The 18,501-nt window shown below is 63.4% G+C and carries 20 protein-coding genes, 1 tRNA gene and 1 pseudogene; 13 read left to right on the top strand and 9 right to left on the bottom strand.

Annotated features, from left to right (window positions below):
• Positions 1–43: 43 nt before the first annotated feature.
• A complete protein-coding gene (locus tag KKY_RS14460; protein WP_014132117.1) occupies positions 44–472 on the top strand; it encodes an NUDIX domain-containing protein in 429 nt (142 codons plus the stop codon).
• Positions 473–491: 19 nt separating this feature from the next.
• On the opposite strand, the gene KKY_RS14455 is transcribed toward KKY_RS14460, so the two are convergent.
• Positions 492–1,523 (bottom strand): hypothetical protein, encoded by a 1,032-nt coding sequence (locus tag KKY_RS14455; RefSeq protein WP_014132116.1) that lies wholly within the window; start codon positions 1,521–1,523, stop codon positions 492–494.
• 134 nt (positions 1,524–1,657) lie between these two features.
• Positions 1,658–2,614 (bottom strand): ABC transporter substrate-binding protein, encoded by a 957-nt coding sequence (locus KKY_RS14450; RefSeq protein WP_014132115.1) that lies wholly within the window; start codon positions 2,612–2,614, stop codon positions 1,658–1,660.
• Positions 2,615–2,957: 343 nt separating this feature from the next.
• Here KKY_RS14450 and KKY_RS14445 point away from each other — a divergent pair, with 343 nt between their 5' ends.
• The 8 genes and pseudogenes from KKY_RS14445 (at position 2,958) to KKY_RS20095 (ending at position 8,913) form a co-directional block, all read left to right on the top strand.
• Positions 2,958–4,061 (top strand): helix-turn-helix transcriptional regulator, encoded by a 1,104-nt coding sequence (locus KKY_RS14445; protein WP_014132114.1) that lies wholly within the window; start codon positions 2,958–2,960, stop codon positions 4,059–4,061.
• 161 nt (positions 4,062–4,222) lie between these two features.
• The gene (locus KKY_RS14440) at positions 4,223–5,185 is read left to right on the top strand and encodes a transferrin-binding protein-like solute binding protein (protein ID WP_014132113.1); all 963 of its coding nucleotides are present in this window, start codon (positions 4,223–4,225) and stop codon (positions 5,183–5,185) included.
• Positions 5,186–5,258: 73 nt separating this feature from the next.
• On the top strand, positions 5,259–6,542 hold the full coding sequence (locus tag KKY_RS14435; protein ID WP_014132112.1) for a surface lipoprotein assembly modifier: 1,284 nt from the start codon (positions 5,259–5,261) through the stop codon (positions 6,540–6,542).
• A 311-nt stretch (positions 6,543–6,853) separates the two neighbouring features.
• A complete protein-coding gene (locus KKY_RS14430) occupies positions 6,854–7,252 on the top strand; it encodes a PH domain-containing protein (protein ID WP_014132110.1) in 399 nt (132 codons plus the stop codon).
• The gene (locus tag KKY_RS14425; protein ID WP_014132109.1) at positions 7,249–7,569 is read left to right on the top strand and encodes a hypothetical protein; all 321 of its coding nucleotides are present in this window, start codon (positions 7,249–7,251) and stop codon (positions 7,567–7,569) included. Before KKY_RS14430 ends, KKY_RS14425 begins: the two co-directional genes overlap by 4 nt.
• A gap of 108 nt (positions 7,570–7,677) precedes the next feature.
• A tRNA-Arg gene (locus KKY_RS14420) sits at positions 7,678–7,754 on the top strand.
• A gap of 152 nt (positions 7,755–7,906) precedes the next feature.
• Complete coding sequence (locus tag KKY_RS20575) at positions 7,907–8,062, top strand: hypothetical protein (protein WP_014132107.1); 156 nt, start codon at positions 7,907–7,909, stop codon at positions 8,060–8,062.
• Between the two features lie 81 nt (positions 8,063–8,143).
• Positions 8,144–8,913, top strand: a pseudogene (locus tag KKY_RS20095) (IS5 family transposase).
• A 253-nt stretch (positions 8,914–9,166) separates the two neighbouring features.
• Here KKY_RS20095 and gloB read toward each other — a convergent pair.
• Complete coding sequence (gloB, locus tag KKY_RS14405) at positions 9,167–9,934, bottom strand: hydroxyacylglutathione hydrolase (protein WP_014132104.1); 768 nt, start codon at positions 9,932–9,934, stop codon at positions 9,167–9,169.
• 131 nt (positions 9,935–10,065) lie between these two features.
• Between gloB and KKY_RS14400 the strand changes: the two genes are divergently transcribed.
• Positions 10,066–10,800 (top strand): class I SAM-dependent methyltransferase, encoded by a 735-nt coding sequence (locus tag KKY_RS14400; protein WP_014132102.1) that lies wholly within the window; start codon positions 10,066–10,068, stop codon positions 10,798–10,800.
• Positions 10,801–10,819: 19 nt separating this feature from the next.
• Here KKY_RS14400 and KKY_RS14395 read toward each other — a convergent pair whose 3' ends face one another.
• A complete protein-coding gene (locus tag KKY_RS14395) occupies positions 10,820–11,344 on the bottom strand; it encodes a MarR family transcriptional regulator (RefSeq protein ID WP_050811726.1) in 525 nt (174 codons plus the stop codon).
• A 41-nt stretch (positions 11,345–11,385) separates the two neighbouring features.
• On the bottom strand, positions 11,386–12,039 hold the full coding sequence (locus KKY_RS14390) for an FMN-dependent NADH-azoreductase (RefSeq protein ID WP_014132100.1): 654 nt from the start codon (positions 12,037–12,039) through the stop codon (positions 11,386–11,388).
• Positions 12,040–12,214: 175 nt separating this feature from the next.
• On the opposite strand from KKY_RS14390, the gene KKY_RS20570 reads away from it, so the two are divergent.
• A complete protein-coding gene (locus tag KKY_RS20570; RefSeq protein WP_014132099.1) occupies positions 12,215–12,367 on the top strand; it encodes a hypothetical protein in 153 nt (50 codons plus the stop codon).
• 117 nt (positions 12,368–12,484) lie between these two features.
• On the opposite strand, the gene KKY_RS14385 is transcribed toward KKY_RS20570, so the two are convergent.
• The 3 genes from KKY_RS14385 to KKY_RS14375 are packed head-to-tail and all read right to left on the bottom strand — an operon-like array spanning position 12,485 to position 15,253.
• The gene (locus KKY_RS14385; RefSeq protein WP_014132098.1) at positions 12,485–12,856 is read right to left on the bottom strand and encodes a DUF4260 family protein; all 372 of its coding nucleotides are present in this window, start codon (positions 12,854–12,856) and stop codon (positions 12,485–12,487) included.
• Positions 12,857–12,890: 34 nt separating this feature from the next.
• On the bottom strand, positions 12,891–14,621 hold the full coding sequence (locus KKY_RS14380) for an alpha/beta hydrolase (protein ID WP_014132097.1): 1,731 nt from the start codon (positions 14,619–14,621) through the stop codon (positions 12,891–12,893).
• Positions 14,618–15,253, bottom strand: coding sequence for an exopolysaccharide biosynthesis protein (locus tag KKY_RS14375; protein WP_014132096.1), 636 nt, complete (start codon positions 15,251–15,253; stop codon positions 14,618–14,620). Before KKY_RS14375 ends, KKY_RS14380 begins: the two co-directional genes overlap by 4 nt.
• Before the next feature lie 178 nt (positions 15,254–15,431).
• Here KKY_RS14375 and hisC point away from each other — a divergent pair, with 178 nt between their 5' ends.
• Together hisC and KKY_RS14365 are read left to right on the top strand one after the other, a co-directional pair.
• Positions 15,432–16,526 carry a histidinol-phosphate transaminase gene (hisC, locus tag KKY_RS14370; protein ID WP_014132095.1) on the top strand — a complete coding sequence of 365 codons (1,095 nt, stop codon included), beginning with the start codon at positions 15,432–15,434 and terminating at the stop codon, positions 16,524–16,526.
• Positions 16,523–17,458 (top strand): prephenate/arogenate dehydrogenase family protein, encoded by a 936-nt coding sequence (locus KKY_RS14365; protein WP_014132094.1) that lies wholly within the window; start codon positions 16,523–16,525, stop codon positions 17,456–17,458. The genes hisC and KKY_RS14365 overlap by 4 nt, the downstream gene beginning before the upstream one ends.
• Here the strand turns inward: KKY_RS14365 and KKY_RS14360 are convergent.
• Entirely contained in the window at positions 17,450–18,418 is a 969-nt protein-coding gene (locus KKY_RS14360; RefSeq protein ID WP_014132093.1) for a DUF2125 domain-containing protein, read from the bottom strand. The two genes, KKY_RS14365 and KKY_RS14360, sit on opposite strands and share 9 nt — an antisense overlap.
• Positions 18,419–18,501: the final 83 nt, after the last annotated feature.

The following is an 18,501-nucleotide window of genomic DNA, read 5'->3' as shown; positions in this document are numbered from 1 at the left end:
CTTTCGATAGTTGGGGCGATCGGTCTCGATTGGGGAGCGTGGGATGGCTGTTCAAAGGGTCGCGGCGGGGCTGCTGGTCAGGGACGGCAGGGTTCTTTTTGGCCACCGCGCCGCCTGGAAGCCCAACTGGCCCAACCATTGGGATGCCATAGGGGGACGGCTGGAACCCGGCGAAACCGCGGACCAGGCGCTGATCCGTGAAATCGGCGAAGAGATCGGGGTCCGCGTTCTCCAATCGGTATTTCTCGCCGATATCGCGCATCCGGCCTCTGCCAATGGGGCTGCGCACCTGTTGACCATTTTTGCCGTGCTGGACTGGTCCGGGGGCGAGCCGGCAAACATTTGCGACGAACATTCGGAAATAGGGTGGTTCACACCGGAGGAAATCGACAGTCTCGAACCGCTGGCCGCTCCCGAGTACCGGACGCTGGCCCGGAGGGCGCTTTGCCTGGAAGAGGTGGCGGAACGGTGAGCGGGCAACCGGACCGGCACTATATGGCGCGAGCCTTCAGATCCAGCGCCATGGCTGGTCCCGAGCGGTCAAAGCCCGGTGCGGGATCGGGGTCGGTTGAAAGGGTCGTCAAATTCCTGCGAAATTGTGCGCCGCATTCGGTCCTCGCCGAGGGACCGGAAATCAGGAAACATCCAAACATGGGAACCGGGAACGGGCCGAGCAGCCAGGTTCGCGCGGTGATCGCGGACCCGACAAGCGCGCCATTGCGCGTGGCGGAAAACCGGGTCGCCTGAAAATCATTGCCAACGCCTGCCATTTCATAAGGCGTTTCGCGGATTTCGAGACCTTGCGGGAGCGGGTCGATCACGGCGACGCGAACGCAAAGTGAAATCGTGCGATCGTCCTGTCCGATGTCTTCGCGCGTCAGAAGGTGATCGGTTTGGGGCAGGAGCCAATTGCCAGCGCTGTCACGGGCGTAGAAACCGTTTTTTGCGCAGGGCAGGGTTCCGGCCTCGGACCCATGGGGCGCCGCATTCTGGATAATCGGTGTCCATTGTGTGACGTGCTCTCTGGTTGGCCCGGGCCCGGGTGCTGCGAGGACGCTGTCGAGTTCATGGCGTGCTGCCAGCATGCGGTAGGCGTAGGGCACCATGACGGAGACCTCGCCGATGTCGGATTGGAGGGCTGTCCGGGCGTTTTCCGACTGCAGCCGCAGTTCGATGGCCTGGACCTGTCGGCGTTCTGTTTCCAGGGCCGCGTAATAGCCGCCGAAATAGAGCACCGGCAGCGCCAAAAGCCAGCGGGGGATCGCTCCGAACAGGGCCTCGAGGGTCAGTGACAGCGCCAGCAAAGTGATAAGCAGCACGTAGAGGTGGAGCCCGCCAAGCATGGCGACAAGAGTTGCCGTGGTTGGAAACCACAGAAGCGCCGTGAGCAAAACAATAACAACAGCGACCCAGAACGATGGCGATGTGTGTACGGGGGGCCATCGCCTTTCGACGATTTTGGCGGTGTCGGGAAGCTCCCAGGGTCTTTTGTGCCCAACCGGGCCGCCCGGTCTTGAATGCATTGCGTCACCGCACTCGGGAAAGTTCCGGCAAGATTGCGAGACCATGGAGCCGGGGGCAAGCCGATGCCGCGGCGATGGTTAAAGCCACGGCGACCGGTCCGGCGCCGACGGCTCTGTGCGAACCCGTGACCGCGTCAGTCGGTGACCTTGCGGGCGGTCCGGAGGGCGTCGAGGATGGGGCGGTAGGCCTGGGCGTAGCCGAGATAGCTGTAGGGCGGCTGGTAGCGCCAGATGGGGTAGATCTGCCCGGCGGCGACGGCGGGCAGGCGTGTCCACATCGCAATATGGTCGAGCTGGGGGATGCCGCTGCGGTCGTCGGTCACGATGATGTCGGCGGGATAATCGAGGATCTGCTCCCAACTCAAATCCTTTGTGCCGCCATCGACGATGGCGATGCCCAGTTCGGCCAGAAAGGCCAGATCGGGGAACTCGGGGCCGCTCGACATGGCGAAAATCGAATCTTCGCCGGGGGCGGCGACGAGGATTTTGAGGTCGGGCTTTTCGGCGGCGACTTCGCGGAGCGCGTCGACGGTCTGTTCGAAGTCCGCGCGTCCCGTATCGAGCGCTGAAGCGGGCGCACCCAAGGCCTGGGCCAGTTGACGGTGGCGCGCGATGCCGGCCGGAACGGGAAGATCGCCGCGCAGGGCGAGGATCGGCGCGATGCTTTGGAGCCGCTCGAGATCGGCGGTGTTCCCGCCTATGCCCCACATCACACCGTCGGCTGTGACATGGGTTACGATCAGGTCGGGCTGGGCTGCGAGAACGGCTTCGAAATTCCAGCCATCCACCGCGTTTTTCAAGATCTCCACCGCACTCATGTCCACACCCGCCTGCTCCAGCCCGGGCAGGGCCGCCGGCTCGCGATGGGCAATCAGGCCGATGGGGTGAATGCCATAGGGCCAAAGGGTGGTGAGGACGGGATAGGATGCGGCGATCCTGAGCGGGCGATGGGGCAGGACAATTTCGATACCCCTGTCATCGAGGAAGCGCCAGCCGCCGTCCTGGGCCGAGGCGGGGGCCGGCGCGAGCGCCGTTGCAAGCAACAGTCCGCCGGAACCGGAAAGAAACGTGCGGCGATCGAACGGGGACATGGACTGGCTCCTTGCGCGAACAGGACAGCGGCCAATAAAATTATATGATAATTATTGTCAAGTTATTATGCGATTCTTCGAGATGGGGCGGCTGCGGTGGAGACGTGTCCGCCGCTTCGATGTCCGGCATACCCACCGGACCGAAGGGCCCGGGACCCTGCCTTGCCGCAATATAGTTGAAGGACAGGGGTGGAAATTTCGGGATTTGGTCAGTTCTGAGCGAAATATATTGTCCGAATACACGCCGGGGCGAGGTCGATCATTAGCGGAAATACAGGCCCGGATTTGCTTTATACATAGTAATGATCTTAAATACCCAAGCTATGTTTTCGGGGGGTCGAGCATGCTGCCAGAGGGCGTCCGGGAGGCCGTGGACCGGCTTTACGAGGCCGGGTTCGAGCGCGGGTTGTGGCAGGCGGGGCTGGCGCAATTGTGCGACGCGATCGGGGCGGATTCGGCCATCACCGTGCCACGGGTGGCCGCCGAGGACACGATCAACCTGCCGTTTTCGTCCGAGCTTGCCGAGTTTGCCGAACGTTTTGTGGCCGACGGGTGGTACCTAGACGACTACCGGGCCAACCGCGGCTGGCCGCGGACCGACCGGGGACAGACCATTGTGCTCGAGCAGGATATCGCGACAGAGGACGTTCATAGCGATAACCCCTACTACCAGGAACTGATGCTGCCTTTCGACAAGAAATGGTGGGGAGGGATCACGTTCAATACACCTGAACGCCAATACGTGTTGTCGGTGTTTCGCGGTGAAAAGGGCGGAATGTTTTCCGAGGAGGACCGCAGGCTTTTCCAGGCGGTGTCGGGACATCTGGCGCGCATCGTGACGACGGCCGAGCGCGTGGGCTGGGTGCAGACGACGCTGGGGTTGGGGATGCTCGATGCGCTCGACGAGGCGGCAATCCTGCTCGACGGCCAGGGGCAGGTGATCGAGATGACACGCGGCGCCGAACGGTTGATGGGGGAGAGCCTGACGGTGATTGGCCGCAGGGTGACATCCCACAATCGGACGGTTGCCCGCAGCGTTTCGGCGGCCATAAGCAAGGTGGTTGCAAAGGGCCCGGACGATTCCGCGCCCCTGCGTATCGAAAGGCCCGGACGGCGTCCGTTGCTGCTCGATGTGCTGCCGGTGCCAAACCGGTTTGACGGCGTGTTCTTTTTTGCGCGGTTGATCGTGTTGCTGACCGATCTCGACCGCCGGCCTCTGCCCAGCGCCGCGCTGCTCAAAAAGGCGTTCGGACTTACCCCGGCGGAAGCCCGGATTGCGCTTGAGCTTACATCCGGTCTGAGCCTCACAGAGGCGGCGGATCGGTGCGGGATGGGCCGGGAAACCGCCAAGACGCATCTCAAGTCCATATTTTTCAAGACCGACACCAACCGGCAAAGCGCTCTTGTCGGGCTGGTTCGCTCGATCACGGCGCGGCGGCCCGGCTGACATCTGCGGGCGGGGCGAATTTCGATCGTCGCCGCGTTCTCCTCCCCCGGGTGGGGGATATTGCGCGCCCCGACCGGTTGGTAGCGTCCTTTCCGACAGAAATCCGATCGCGCGGCAGTTCTGGTTGCGGCGCGTTCGGAGGCAGCTTCAGAGGGGATCTCATGCACAGATATGCTCCGTTTTTTCTTATTGGACTTTCAGGCACGCTTTTGGCGGGCTGCTCTTCGACCGGCGGGGGTGGTGCAGGCGGCGGGGGCGGCGGGGGGACGCCCTCGCCGGCACTGTTTGCCGCATCGGCGGGCACGGCGAGCGAGGCTTTGGCGGATGGGGAGACGCTGATGGCGTATAACAGCCTGATGAGCGCTGCCGTCGAGCACGATTTCGACGCGGGCGAGACGCGGGCGCTCGATGGCACCACGTTTTCGATTGCCGCCAATGACCAGGGCGGCCTCGATGTGATCATCGACGGCGTTGCCTACAGCTTTACCGACGCGGACATCAGCGGGAATGCCTTCGAGTTCGACGATCCCGGCGGAATGGGGCCCTATTACCGGCTCAACAGTTGGGACGGGGATATCGTGGATGTGCTCGATGTGTCCAACACCGCCCATCACCAGGTGTGGAGCTATTTCTGGGATCCCGCAGGCGAGCCGATCAGCGGCTTTGCGGTGGTGGGCACCGAAACCATGCCGGAGGCTCTGGAGGGCAAGGCCAATGCCACATATTCGGGCGCGGCGGGTGCGGCGCTGACCGACAGCGGCACCTTCAACGACACCACGCGCATCGTGGGCGAGCTGGCGATGTCGGCGGATTTCAACGCCGGCCAGATATCGGGGCTTGTCGACAATATCGCGGTGATCGGTCTTGGGGCGTGCAGCGGCGGCGTGGGTCCCGCATGCGTCAACGGCACTGCCGCCCTCGACAGCGCGGCAATCACGGGGACGGGGTTCAGCGGAACCATCACCGCCGACAGCGACCTTCTGACGGCGTTTTCGCTCACCGATCTGGGCGGCACCTATAGCGGCAAGTTCTACGGTGCGGACGGTGAGGAGGTGGGCGGCGTCATGGCGCTGAGCGGCGAGGAAACGGTAGGTACTGGCTATTTCTCGGCCACCCAGGACTGAGGCCAGACCTCCAACCTGCAAAGGGGTACGGCGTGAATTGGCCGTACCCCTTTTTTTCAAGAGGATACAGCCGATGCGCATTCTGATCCTCGCTCTGGCACTGGGGCTGACACTGACCGGGGCGGTGGCGGCCCGCGGACCGGACGGCGCGCTGCTGGCGCGGCTTATGGCCTTAGGGGACCATGACGGCGCGCGAGCCCATCTTGCCGCCGCCGTCTCCGAACCGGCGCTGCATGCCCTTTATCGCACCCATCTCGAAGGATTGATCGCCCGGCAGCAGGGCAGGTCGGCCGATGCCGTTGCGCTTTTTCGCGCCGTTCTGGCCATCGACCCCGGTTTCGTTGCGGCGCGTGTCGAACTGGCAAAAAGTCTGCTCGCCACGCGCAATTTCGAAGGCGCGCAGCACCATCTCGATAGTCTCGCGCTCAACGCCGACGACGCAATTCGCACGATTGCGCAGGCGGGCCTCGACCATATCCGGGCCAATCGCGGTTATGGCGCGCAGATGCATTTTTCCATCGCGCCATCGAGCAATCTCAACCGGGGCAGCGCGCACCGGATTTTTGCCGCAGGCGGGATGGATTTTGCGATCGACCCCGATTCGCGCCGGACCGCGGGGACGGGCATCACCATCGGGGGCAGCGCCTATCACAGCTTTTCCCTTGGCAACGGGCAGGCCGTCATTGCAAATGCGGCGGTCGATCTGACCACCGATATCGAGGGCACACGGGCCGAACAGCTTTCGCTGAGCGCGGGGCTGAACTGGCAGGGGCGTTTGGGCAATTCCCGGTTTGGCCTCGGCCCGATTGCCGATGTGAGCTATTCAGGGTTCGATCCGCATCTGGTGCGCTATGGCTTGAGCGGGACGCTCAATGTTCCGGTTGGCGGGCAAAATCTCGTGGGGCTGAGCTTTACGGTGCTGGGGCAGGACTATGCCTCGCAGGCCTATCGCAACGGGTTTCGGGTGCTGGCGGGGGCGCAAGTGACCCATGCCTTCACCCCGGCCGTGCGGGCGAGCCTGCAACTGGGCGCGGATATCGAGCGTACGCAAGCCGCTCATCTCGACCGGGATGGGGTGTTTGGAGACGTACGGGTGGTGAGCGATTGGCGGGGCGGATTTTCGACGGCGCTGTTTGTGCGCTACGCTCGCGACCAGTATCTGGGCAATTACCCCGGCACCGGCACGCCGCGCCTCGATGAGCGGTTGAGCGCCGGGATCACGGTTTCCAACAGCCAGATCGATCTGGGCGGTTTTACGCCGGCGCTGAGCTACAGCTATACGCGGCAATTTTCCAATGTGAGCTTTTTCGACCATGACAGCCACGATGTCAGCCTGGGGTTGACCAAGGCGTTCTAGAGCCGTTCAGGATTTGATTGAATCAAATCCTCGGCTCTAACCTTTTGTTTTGTCGCGTGTCCGAACCGCAAAACCGTTTCCATCCCCGATCGCGTCGAGGACATGGTTTTGTTGGACACGCTCTAGCATTTCCGCTTCTGCCATGCGCCGCGCCGGGGACGCGCTTGCGCTTTTTTGACGCAAAACGCCCCGTTCCCCTCGCTTGGAGCGCTGCCCCGGATGATGCTGGTCGAAAAACACCGTATCTGATAGCAAAAGCAAAACCGTGAGCAGATCATCGCTCCGCCGGTCGATCAGATTAGGACGCTTCCATGGATGAAACCAACCTGTTGCTCGATGAGCACCCCAAAATGTTTCGGGCCAATCCGCTGGTCTTTCTTCTTGGCGTCATCACCATTCCCATCGTCGTCGGGATCGTGATCCTGATTGCCATGTGGTTGCGGTCGATCGGGGAGCGGATCGCGATTTCCGAGCACGCCATGCTGATCGAAAAGGGCATCCTCAACAAAAACAGCACCGAAGTGTCGCTGACAAGCGTGCGCACCGTGCGGGTCGATCAAAGCTTTGCTGACCGCATTTTCAACGTGGGCCGCGTCGATATCTATACCGCCGGGGATAGTCCCGAGGCGACGATTTCGGGGATTGCGGAACCGAACAGGGTGCGCGATCTGGTCCGCCGTCACCAAAGCAGTTTGCAGCAGGTCCAATGAGCGATCCGTTGAAAAGTGATGGCGGCAAAGACGCCAGGGCCATGCAGAGGATCGGGCTGATCCTTGTTGCGCTTTGTGTCCTATGGCTGGCCGCGGCGGCGCTCATGGTTGTCAATTTTGGTGGTTTGGTGGAGGCTCTCGACGCCGGGTTGGGGTGGCGCGAAGCGGCCGTGCTCGCTTTTTTCGCCAGCACAAGTTTGGTCATCGTGTTCACACTCGTGGCCGGTGACGGGCTTTTGGGGGAACTTCAGTTTCTGATCCCGGGCTTTTTCATGCTGTTCGGGTTCTTTTGGCTGGGCCTGGTACTCCTGTTTTGAGTGTGGGGCAGCAAGGGCGGCACTGACGTCAAACGTGCGGCGGGCGGGGTTTCCGCAGGGAAATACAGGTTCCCATCAACCTCCGATTTTGCTAAGCGCTTTACGCGTGGTCCCGTAGCTCAGCAGGATAGAGCATCAGATTCCTAATCTGAGGGTCACTGGTTCGAATCCAGTCGGGATCACCATTTCTTGCCTCGCGAGGCGCTACGAAAAGGCCTGGCCCTGCGGCGCGGCGGGCGAAAGCCCGGGCCGCAGCTTGCGGCCTTGAACCGACTTGCCCGGGTTTGCGGTTCCTCCGCTCCCCGTCACCATTCTGCCCTGTTCCTGGAGACGCCTTATGTCCGCCCCGGCCCTCGCCAAACTGACCCGCGCCATAGAGGAGCTCGAGCGAACCGTGGCGGTCAACCGCTATACCGATGCGCAAAAGATCGCGCTCAAATCCGAGCTCGAAACCCATATCCAGCGGATCGACGAGCTGCGGCAGGGGCTTTAGGGTCAATCGACATTCAGGGGTTCACGAAGGCAGGCGACGTGTGATTCATAGGGCTCCAGATTCGTTTTCTGGAGCCCCGCCATGTCGCGACCGAAGCGCTACGAACTGAGCCCCGAGCAGTGGGACCGGATCAAGGACTTGCTTCCTGGCAAGCCCGGCGATCCGGGGCGATCGGGCGCTGACAACCTGACCTTCGTGAACGGCGTGCTTTGGGTTTTGCGATCCGGGGCGCACTGGCACGATCTTCCCGAGCGGTACGGCAAGTGGAAGACGGTCCACAAGAGGTTCACCCGCTGGGCCAAGGCCGGCGTGTGGGAGCGCGTGTTCACGCATCTGATCCGTGATCCGGACAATGAGTATGTCAGCCTGGACTCCAGCCTTGTGCGCGCTCACCAGCAGGCGGCCACCGGCAAGGGCGGCGGCCAAAAAGGGGGGAGCAGGCTCTGGGGCGTTCCCGAGGAGGACTGACGACCAAGATCCACATGGCCGTGGACGCGCTGGGCCGACCGCTTAAGCTGATCCTCACACCCGGACAACGCGGCGATGCACCACTCGCCCCGGCCCTGCTCGAAGGGCTCTCCCCGCGCCGTGTGCTTGCCGACAAAGCCTATGATTCCAACGCCCTGCGCCGCCTGATCGCCAGTATGGACGCCGAAGCGGTCATCCCCTGTAATCCAACCCGCAAGCAGCCGATCCCCTACGACTTCGAGGCCTACAAGGTCCGCAATACCATCGAGAGATGCTTCAACAAGCTCAAGCACTTCCGACGCATCGCAACACGCTTCGACCGGCGCGCCATCCACTTCCTCAGCTTCCTCCACCTCGCCGCTGCAATGCTATGGATGCGTTGAATGTCGATTCAGCCTAGGGCATTTCCGCTTTTCTTCGAATCGCGAAAATCCTCTAAGTTGTTGTTTCGTCGCGCGTCCGAACCGCAAAACCGTTTCCACTTTTGCTGGACGCGCTTTAGGGCGGATCAACATTTGTCCGTCCCTGAAAAGTGCCGTCGCGGGGCAGCGCAGGTGGTTTTATCTCGGGCGACGAGTGTACTGGACCCCGGCGCAAGGCCGGGGTGACAGGTGGGGTGTGGCGGGCCTGGGGCCTCTAGAAATTGTCCTTGGCCTTGCGGATGGCGCCGAAGATCTGCCAGGCGGGGGCGTCTTCGTGGTCCATGGCGTGGGCCATTTCGGGGGTATCGGCGCGCAGGAAGGGGTTGGCGGCGAAATCCTCGCCCAGATTGAAGGGAATTGTGGGTTTTCCCGCATCGATCTGGTCCTGCGCCTGTTTGGCGCGGGCCTGAAGCGCTTTGTTGTCCGGGTCGATCGAAAGGGCGAACCTTGCGTTGGCGAGCGTATATTCATGGCCGCAATAGACCATGGTTTCGGGCGGCAGCTTTTTGAGCCGTTCGAGCCCGGCCCACATCGATTGCGCATCGCCTTCGAACATGCGGCCCACGCCCAGCGAGAACAGGGCATCGGCCGAAAACAGGATTTTTTCCCCGGGCGCGAAAAAGGCGATGTGGCCCAGCGTGTGGCCGGGCACGTCGATGACTTCGAAGACGGTTTCGCCCAGCGTCACCGTATCGCCGCCGCCGACCAGCGCATCGAGACCGGCGATCTTGCCCGCTTCCTTTCTGGGACCGATGACATTGCAATCGAAATGGCGCTTGAGCGGGGCAATGGCGTCGGTGTGATCGGGGTGGTGGTGGGTGATGAAAATGTCGGTGAGGGGCCAGCCGCGTTTGTTCAACTCGGCCAGGATCGGGGCCTCCTCGGGGGCGTCGATGGCGGCGACGCGGCCCGAGGCGGTATCGCGGACGAGATAGCCGAAATTGTCGCTGAGCGCTGGGAAAACGGCGATTTCGAGGGACATGAGCCGAGCCTCCTGTTTGATTTGCCCGGAGGGTATGGCGGGCGCCCGTCACATGCAAGGTTTGACGTTGGAGAGCAAACCGCCCACATAGAAGCGATCTGTTTGCATCTGGCGCGAGTGAACACAAATCGATGACCCCTGACGTCGACGGTCTGATCCGTTTCTACAAATCGCCCCTGGGCCGGCTGACGCGGCAGGCGATTCGCCAGCAGGTGAGCGAATTGGCCGGAGACGTCACCGGGTTGCGGCTTTTGGGGCTCGGATTTGCCACGCCCTATCTGCGCGGGGCGCTCAAGGGGGCCGAGCGGGTGCTGGCCTTCATGCCCGCGCGGCAGGGCGCTTCGAGCTGGCCGCGCGAAGGGCCCTCGCATACGGTGCTTTGCGACCCGCTGGAAATGCCGCTGACCGATGCGGCCATGGACATGGTGATCGTCATTCACGGGTTCGAGCATGTAGTGGACCCCGAAGACATGATGCGCGAATTGTGGCGCATCTGCGCGCCCAATGGGCGGGTTATCATCGTGGTGCCGCGGCGGCGCGGGCTGTGGGCGGGGCTCGACACCAATCCCTTCGGTTATGGCCAGCCTTATTCGCGCGGGCAGATGGACAAGCTGCTGCGCGACCATTCGTTCACGCCCGAAGTCTGGCGCGACGGATTGTTTTTCCCGCCCATTCATTCCGGGCCGATCCTGCGGTCGGCGCGGATGATCGAAAAGGCCAGCAAAATGTTCGGCCCGACCTTTGCCGGGGCGATGTGCGTGCGGGCGAAAAAGGAACAGTTTCCGGCCATTGCCCGGCGCAAGCGGGCCGAAAAGGCACTGGGCGCGCCAGAACTTGCTCCGCAGACGGCGCGGGAGGGGTTTTAGGGGCGGTGCGATAGGCCGGTCAGCAGGCTTCGCCGGCGCCCAGGGCGGCCTGGCAGATTTCAACGCTGTCGTGTTGGCCGGACGGACGCGAATTGTCCGAATCGAGCCCGGCGGCCCGTGCGATGGAGCGCTGGAACCACGCCGCTTCCTCGGGCGCGAGGCGCGCGAGCACCTGTTTTTCGACCCCTTCGACGGTTCGGGTCAGCCCGGCGAGGGTTTTCTGGCCCTTGGCCGTGAGATTGATGTGGCGGATGCGGCGGTCCTGCGGGTCGGGGGTGCGGGTGACGAGCCCTTCCTTTTCGAGCCCGTCGAGCAGATAGGTCAGGATGGTCTTGTCCAGACCGATCCGCTCGGCGATGGCGGCCTGGCTCTGGCAGGTTTCCCGCTCGACGAGCGTCATCACCAGAAAGCCGCGCGCGCCACCCGGCAGCCCCGTCAGCGCCGCCTCGACCTGTTGCTGATAGGTGCGCAGCAACGTTGCCAGGGCCCAGCCAAGATTGACGGGGAGCGCAGGTGTCGCCGGGGCTTGGTCCGAAGTGTCCATGGTACCATTTTAGCGTCCGGCGGCACGCAAGTCGAGGCGTGTCAGGCCGCAAGGCGCCCGGCCAGGCGCCGTCCGCTGTCCCCGGCCAGAGCATGGGCGTTTTCAAGGTTTTCGGCGGCCAGTCCGCGCAGTTCGGCCATGGCGGGGGTCACGTCGGCCAGGGTCAGTTCGCATTCGACGATCCTGAGGTCGAGCATCCAGATGTCTTCGAGCACGCGCCTGTACCATGCCGTGCCGTGATCCCATCCGTGACGGGGCGTGCCCGGACCATAGCCGCCGCCACGGGCGACGATGAGGGTCGCGGGGCGGCCCTTGATCGGGCTTTCGACGCCCGAGGAGAGGCGTGGGTCGGTGAGAACGAGGTCGACCCAGGTCTTGAAGTGCTGGGAGACGCCGAAATTATAGAAGGGTACGGCAAACAGATAGACGTCGGCGGCGATGAGCTCGTCGGCAAGCGTTCTCGCCAGTTGCAGCGACGAGAGCTGGGCGGCGCTGCGCTGGTCCTGGGGAATGTGAGGGGCGAAAACCGCGTCGGCCCATGCGGTGGAGGGCAACGGGTCGAGCCCGATTTCGCGCTTGATCGGGGCGATCCCGGGGGCGTTGGAGACGAGGGCGTCTTCGAGCGTATCGGCGAGGGCGCGGGTGACCGAGCCAGTATTGCGGATGGAAGCGTCGAGGCGGAAAAGAGTGGGCATGGGGCACCTGTAAATGATCTAAATGAAAGATCATCTATGTCAAATATCATATTTTGTAAAGACGATATGATTGCGGTGCGCCGGAACGTGCTCAGCAGACGGCGCGGGAGGGGTTTTAGGAACAGCCGTTTGAGGCTGGGCGGGCGAAGAGGGGCGCTCGGCGCATGAAGCGCTCATGGACGAGGCGGCGGAAAATCCGCTGTGGTCGCGGCTCGATTTCGTCAGGGACGGGCACATCGTACCCTTCGACATGGAAATGGTGTTCGGCTCGCCAAGCGGGCAGTTGGCGTTTCTCGAGGTTGTGGCGGAGACGCTGTCGCCGAAATAGCGCATTTCAGCGCTTCCGAACCGGATAAGCGCCAGCCACTTATCCTGGAAGCGCTCCAAGTCTTGTCGCGCTTCCGAACCGGATAACCGGTAGCCACTTATCCTGGAAGCGCTTCGGCTATTTCTGCCTGCCGATGCGGCCCAGATGGGTAATGGAAAACCCCTCGGGCGATTTCAGGCCGTAGCCGAGCATGCGGTCGAGGCCGCAATGGGCCAGCCAGAGCGCGCCGAGCGCAGCGGCCAGCGGCACAGCGGCCAGAAGGCCGATGGCCAGCAGGGCGGCGCCCAGGCCGTAGATGTGGACGAGATTGTAGCAGAACGCGCCGACGCGCGGGCCGAGGGCATAGGCGATAAAGCTCAGGTCCGGGGCAAAAAAGATCAAAAGGGCAGCCCACCATGGCAGTGCGTCGTTGAGATGGACGAAAAGGGCAAGGCCCGCCGCCAGGACGGCAAATCCCTCGATGCGTTGCCAGAGGACTGCATGGATCATTTCGTCAGCTTTCAGATGATGGGACTGTGCGAGCTTATTGACCGGGTCGCGCCAAGGCAATGGCCGGCTCGCGGAACCAGCCGCCCACGATATCGCGATAGGTGCCGGTGCGGGTGAGGCGCTCGGTGAGGGTGTCGAGTTCGGCCCGGGTCCAGCCCTCGGGCTCTGTCACCTCGATCCAGGCCTTGAGATAGTGCTGGGGTGCATAGACGTGGCCATAGCCGACCGGGGAGGTCTGGGCGAGGACGAGATCGAAGGCCAGTTGAAGGAAGGTGACGACCGGATACCAGTTGAGTGCCGCCGAGACATCGGGCGCGCGCTGCCCGTCGAGCCAGGCGGGGCTGCGATAGATCATGCCCGGATCGAAAAACACCACGGGGTCCGAACCGTATTGGAGGTAGAACAGGCGCAGCGGCCCCCAGGTCCGGCCATCGGCTTCAAGGCCGGAAAACTGGTTGGCGTAGCGCACGATCGAGCCGTCGCCCACTTGCGGCAGCCAGGCGGGGCTCAGCGGATTGCGCGCGCCGGTCACCTCGCGCCAGATCTGGCTGGCAAAGGGCGGGCCGACCCAGAGCGCCCCTGCGATGGGGTTTGAAAGAATATCGAAAAGGTTGATCGAGGCCTGGGAGGAATAGGCGCCGAGGCTGAGGCCATGCAGGTAGAGTTCGGGACGGGTCTCGACGGGCAGGGTGGACCAGTAGCGATAGACGATGTCGAACAGGGCGCGGGCGGATTCGACCCCCACATCGGGTTCGGACACCAGCGACAGCCAACTGGTGAGATAGGAATATTGCAGGGCGACGCTGGCCACGTCGCCCCCATGGAGGAATTCGAGCGTATCGATGGCGGGAGGCTGAACCCAGCCGGTGCCCACGGGCATGATGAGCACGAGAACCGAACGTTCGAAGGCGCCGACCCGCAGCATTTCGGCGAGCGCGAGGCGGGCGCGCTGCTCGACGGTTTCGGCCGAGCGCAACCCGACATAGACGCGCAGGGGATCGATGGCGGGCTTATCGGTTATCGCTTCGATTTCGGCGGCGGTGGGCCCCGACTGAACATAGACGCGGGCGTCGAGACCGATGGTCGACCAACTGACGAGCGAGGCGGCGCTGCCCGAGCGCAGGGGGTCGGTGGGCTGTTCCTCATAGGCGCCGGCGAGGGTGTCGAGATTGGCGTAGAACCGGTCGGCGGCGGCAAAGGCCCAGCGGCCCAACACGCCATTGACCGTGATGTTGGTGACGATCATCACAACGATTATGCCGCCCACCAGCGCGACGCGCGGGGGAATGATGAGCCGCAGCCAGCCCGAGACCAGCCGGACGCCCGAGACGATCAGCGTGCCCAGGGCGATGAGGATCAGGGCGGGCACAATGGCGATGGCAACGACATAGATGGGCTGGTTGGATTCGACCGAGGGCATGTCCATCACCGCCCGGATCGAATTCTGCCAACCGGTCGAGAGCCACAGGCAAATAAATGCGAAGGCTGCTCCCGTGCCGATCATCGCCCATTGGGCGTACCGGACCCAGCGGCGGGGCGGGGGTTTGAGCCCCATGAAGTTCCAGAGCCATTCGAGAAAGACGCCGATGCCGTAACCGGCGGCAAAGACGCAGCCCGACAATATGCCCTGGATGAGGAAATGGCGGGGGATGAGCGAGGGGGTGAGCGAAAGCGCGAAGAAGACAAGGCCCAGAAACACGCCGCCGGCGGGCTGGCCGAGGACGAAGTGGCGGAGCGGCCTGATGGGCCCGAAGACCGGCATCATTGCACGGCTCCGACGGCGGCATTTGCCAGATGCCAGGCGCCCCAGATGGCGGCTCCGGCGATTGTGAGCCCGACCAGCGCGATGACGATGCCGGCGACGATGACGAAGGCGTCGCGGTTGATCCAGCCCAGGCACAAAATGCAGATACCTGTGTTGGGCACGGCGTTGATGAAGGGGATGGGCAGCATCATGGGCAGGCTGACGGCGATGACGAACAGGGCCAGGGCGGGACGAAGCGCAGGGGCGGATGCCATTTTCAGGCGCGGGCGCGAAAAGCGGCCCATGAGGCCGGCCATGCGGGCAAAGAGTTTGGTCACGCGCATCAGCGCTTTTGCGGGAAGCTTGCGCCGCCTGATCCAGCCCGGCAGCGTAAGGGGCGCATTGACCAGCATGGCAAGGGCAATGCCGATCATGGCAAAGGCGATGGTGCCGCCATAGCCGGGCGGGCCGGGCACCATGTTGAGGACGGAAAAGACCAGAATCACAACGATATGGGAATGAACGCCGAGCGCGGCGATGAGGCTGGCGACGGTGAAGCGTGGATCGGGCTTTTGCTGGGAGGCGTGGAGGGCGTCGAGCAGGCCACCGATCTGAACCTCCACGGGCGTGGGTTCGGTTTCGGTGGATGTCATGGGCTGGCCTTGAAATCGGAACGATGCGGGTGCCAATCATGCCGCCATGACCGGCGCCGATCAACCGCCAATGGTGTCGGGACCGCTATTGGAGGCGATTGCTTTAGGGTGTCCCTTTCACTATGGTCCGCGCGGCCCCGTAACAGGGGGTACACCAGTCTCAATTGTGTGAAGCGCCATGAGTGACAGACCCGTTCCGCAGCCGGGGATTTTGACCATTGCCCCCTATGTGCCGGGCCGCTCGAGCGCGCCGGGCAAGAAGGCGGGCGACACGATCAAGCTCTCGGCCAATGAATCCCCGCTCGGGGCGAGCCCGAAAGCCATCGAGGCGGTGAAGGCGGCTGCCGAAAAGCTCGAGATCTATCCCGAAGGCTCATCGCGCGAACTCCGCGCGGCGCTGGGGGAGGTGCATGGCATCGATCCTGAGCGGATCGTGGTGGGCGCCGGTTCGGACGAAGTGCTCCATCTTCTGGCCCAGACCTATATCGGGGACGGGGACGAGGCGGTGATGAGCCAATACGGGTTCATGGTCTATCCCATCATCACCCGCGCGGCGGGCGGGACGCCCGTGGTGGCGCCGGAAACCGATTATTGCGCCGATGTGGATGCCATTCTGGCGGCGGTGACGAACAAGACGAAAATCGTCTTTCTGGCCAATCCCAACAACCCGACGGGCACGTACCTTACTGCCGAGGAGCTGGATCGGCTGCATGCCGGGCTGCCGGCGAATGTGCTGCTGGTGATCGATTCCGCCTATGCCGAATATGTGACGGCGGCCGATTACGGGGTGGGGATTTCGCTGGTCGAGCGCAGCGAAAATGTCGTGATGGTCAGAACGTTTTCCAAGATGGGACTGGCGGCGGCGCGGGTGGGCTGGCTTTATGGCCCGGCCCATCTGGTCGATGCGGTCAACAGGATCCGGGGCCCGTTCAACGTATCGGTGCTGGGCCAGGTGGCGGCGGAAGCGGCGACGCGGGACGTTGCGTTCACCAAGGCGCTGCGCGCGCACAATGACAAATGGCGGGTGTGGCTGAGCGAAGAAATCGGCTCGAACCGGCTGCGGGTTCTGCCCAGCCAGGGCAATTTCATCCTCGTTCTGTTTGCCGATGCCGAGGCGGCCAGGGCGGCCAATGGCGCGCTGCTCGAACGCGGGCTGGTGGTGCGGGAAATGGGTGGCTATGGGATTGCCAACGGTTTGCGCATTTCGATCGGCAGCGAAGCGGCGATGAAGGCTGTCGCCACGACACTTAAAGATTTCATGGACGGACAATGATTGAAAAACTCGCCCTTATCGGTATCGGGCTGATCGGGTCCTCGATCGCGCGCGGCGCGCGGCGGGCCGGGCTGGCCAAGACCATTGCCATTTCGACGCGGCGGGCCGAAACGCTCGATGAAGCGCGGGCGCTGGGGCTGGGGGATATCTATACGACCGACGCCGCCGAGGCGGTCAAGGACGCCGATCTTGTGATCCTGTGCTCGCCGGTGGGGAGTTATGAGGCGATAGCCAAACAGATTGCACCCCATCTCAAACCGGGCGCGATCCTTTCCGATGTGGGTTCGGTCAAGGGTCATGTTGTCGACGTGGTGGGACCGCATGTACCGGCGGGCGTTCATTTCGTGCCGGGCCACCCTTTGGCGGGCACCGAGCATTCGGGGCCATCGGCTGGGTTTGCCGATCTTTTTGAAAACCGCTGGTGCGTTCTGACGCCACCGGAGGGAACCGACCCCGGCGCGGTGGAAACGCTGAGCGCGTTCTGGAAGGGGCTGGGGTCGAACGTCGAGGCGATGAGCCCGGGCCATCACGACATGGTGCTGGCGATCACCAGCCATGTGCCGCACCTTGTTGCCTACAATATCGTTGGGACGGTGGACGATCTCGAACAGGATACTAAATCGGAAGTCATCAAGTTTTCGGCGTCGGGCTTTCGCGATTTCACCCGAATCGCGGCGTCCGATCCGGTGATGTGGCGCGACGTGTTCCTGACCAATCGCGACGCGGTGCTCGAAATGCTCGGGCGATTTCTGGAGGACCTTTCGGTGCTTCAGCGCGCGGTGCGGGTCGGGGATGGGGAGGCGCTGGAAACGCTCTTTACCCGCACGCGGGCGGTGCGCCGCTCGATCATTGCTGCAGGACAGGAAACCGCGGCGCCCGATTTCGGGCGTCCGCATGGGGACGCAAAGCCCGCCGAGCCCGGCTCAGAATAGCGGCGGCAGGCTGGCGACGGGGATGATGCCGACCACCACGGTGCCGTCGCTGACCTGCAAGGTCTGATGGGAGACGCCGTCCTCGCCGGGACTTCCAAGCACGATCCGGGCCACAGAGGGGTCGCCGACCAGCGTCGCTATACGGTCGGCAACGCCCTGCGAGGCGATTTCGAGATTGCCGTTGACGAGGCCGGCATCGGTGAGGCTGGCGGCGCCCTGGGCGGTGAGGGAAAGCCCGTCGGCGCTCGCTTCGATGCTGCGCAGCGCAAGTTCGCCGCCCAGCGCCTGCCAGAAGCCGAGCACCTGAGGATCGCCCCAGAGGGCAGGATCGGGCAGGCCGGACAGCCGCGCATCGACGACAAGCCGGCCATTGGCGATGTCGTTGGTCTGGCTTGTGACGTCTTCGAGGGTCACGTAGGCATCGAAGATGGCGCCGGTGCCCGGTGGGGAATCGGCGGGGGTGGCGTCGAGCAGGTGGATTTCGCCGTGAGCGGCAGTGCCGATCACCGTCTCCCCGATCAGCATGTCGGCATAGACCAGATCGTCGGCGAGGGCCGAAAAACGCTCGATCATGCCGTCATCGAGCCGCAGGCTGGCATGGAGATTGGACCAGCGGACCTCCTGGGTGGCGCCGGTGAAGGCGTCGGCGATGCGGGCGGGGCCGGTGGCAAAGAGCTGGATATGAGTGGGGGTATAAAACAGCGCCGTACCGGTGATGGCGGCCAGTTCGACCGTCACATCGCCCGAGGTGATCCGCGCATCGGTGCAGCGGGGGGAAAAGGAAAAGGGCGCGCCGCCGATATCGAGCCTGTCGCAGACCAGCCGTGGCTGGGTGACGCCATCGGCCTGGGCCAGATAGCCAATTTCGGCCCGGATCTGCCCGGCGATATAGAACCAGCCACCCATCCAGAGAACCGAGACGGCGACAACGGCGACGATCATTATGACAAAACGCTTCATAGGCGCTTCATATAGGGTTCGCGCGTGTCCGTCATGAGGCAATTGCGCAGGCACCTGCGAGCGGTGGGTGGTTGCGGCTCTGG

Origin of the sequence: Pelagibacterium halotolerans B2, from assembly GCF_000230555.1 — a bacterium.
In the GTDB taxonomy this organism is placed as follows: Bacteria; Pseudomonadota; Alphaproteobacteria; order Rhizobiales; family Devosiaceae; genus Pelagibacterium; species Pelagibacterium halotolerans.
Note: the sequence above shows the minus strand (reverse complement) of the source record. Positions and strands in the feature narration are given on the sequence as shown.

Coding starts and splice junctions, on each gene's coding strand:
- KKY_RS14435 (WP_014132112.1), top strand. CDS start 5,259: ATGCGCATTCTGATCCTCGCTCTGGCACTGGGGCTGACACTGACCGGG.
- KKY_RS14425 (WP_014132109.1), top strand. CDS start 7,249: ATGAGCGATCCGTTGAAAAGTGATGGCGGCAAAGACGCCAGGGCCATG.
- KKY_RS14395 (WP_050811726.1), bottom strand. CDS start 11,344: ATGGACACTTCGGACCAAGCCCCGGCGACACCTGCGCTCCCCGTCAAT.
- KKY_RS14460 (WP_014132117.1), top strand. CDS start 44: ATGGCTGTTCAAAGGGTCGCGGCGGGGCTGCTGGTCAGGGACGGCAGG.
- KKY_RS14360 (WP_014132093.1), bottom strand. CDS start 18,418: ATGAAGCGTTTTGTCATAATGATCGTCGCCGTTGTCGCCGTCTCGGTT.
- gloB (WP_014132104.1), bottom strand. CDS start 9,934: ATGTCCCTCGAAATCGCCGTTTTCCCAGCGCTCAGCGACAATTTCGGC.
- KKY_RS14365 (WP_014132094.1), top strand. CDS start 16,523: ATGATTGAAAAACTCGCCCTTATCGGTATCGGGCTGATCGGGTCCTCG.
- KKY_RS14390 (WP_014132100.1), bottom strand. CDS start 12,039: ATGCCCACTCTTTTCCGCCTCGACGCTTCCATCCGCAATACTGGCTCG.
- KKY_RS14385 (WP_014132098.1), bottom strand. CDS start 12,856: ATGATCCATGCAGTCCTCTGGCAACGCATCGAGGGATTTGCCGTCCTG.
- hisC (WP_014132095.1), top strand. CDS start 15,432: ATGAGTGACAGACCCGTTCCGCAGCCGGGGATTTTGACCATTGCCCCC.
- KKY_RS14445 (WP_014132114.1), top strand. CDS start 2,958: ATGCTGCCAGAGGGCGTCCGGGAGGCCGTGGACCGGCTTTACGAGGCC.
- KKY_RS14375 (WP_014132096.1), bottom strand. CDS start 15,253: ATGACATCCACCGAAACCGAACCCACGCCCGTGGAGGTTCAGATCGGT.
- KKY_RS14450 (WP_014132115.1), bottom strand. CDS start 2,614: ATGTCCCCGTTCGATCGCCGCACGTTTCTTTCCGGTTCCGGCGGACTG.
- KKY_RS14380 (WP_014132097.1), bottom strand. CDS start 14,621: ATGATGCCGGTCTTCGGGCCCATCAGGCCGCTCCGCCACTTCGTCCTC.
- KKY_RS14430 (WP_014132110.1), top strand. CDS start 6,854: ATGGATGAAACCAACCTGTTGCTCGATGAGCACCCCAAAATGTTTCGG.
- KKY_RS14440 (WP_014132113.1), top strand. CDS start 4,223: ATGCACAGATATGCTCCGTTTTTTCTTATTGGACTTTCAGGCACGCTT.
- KKY_RS14455 (WP_014132116.1), bottom strand. CDS start 1,523: ATGCATTCAAGACCGGGCGGCCCGGTTGGGCACAAAAGACCCTGGGAG.
- KKY_RS20575 (WP_014132107.1), top strand. CDS start 7,907: ATGTCCGCCCCGGCCCTCGCCAAACTGACCCGCGCCATAGAGGAGCTC.
- KKY_RS14400 (WP_014132102.1), top strand. CDS start 10,066: ATGACCCCTGACGTCGACGGTCTGATCCGTTTCTACAAATCGCCCCTG.
- KKY_RS20570 (WP_014132099.1), top strand. CDS start 12,215: ATGGACGAGGCGGCGGAAAATCCGCTGTGGTCGCGGCTCGATTTCGTC.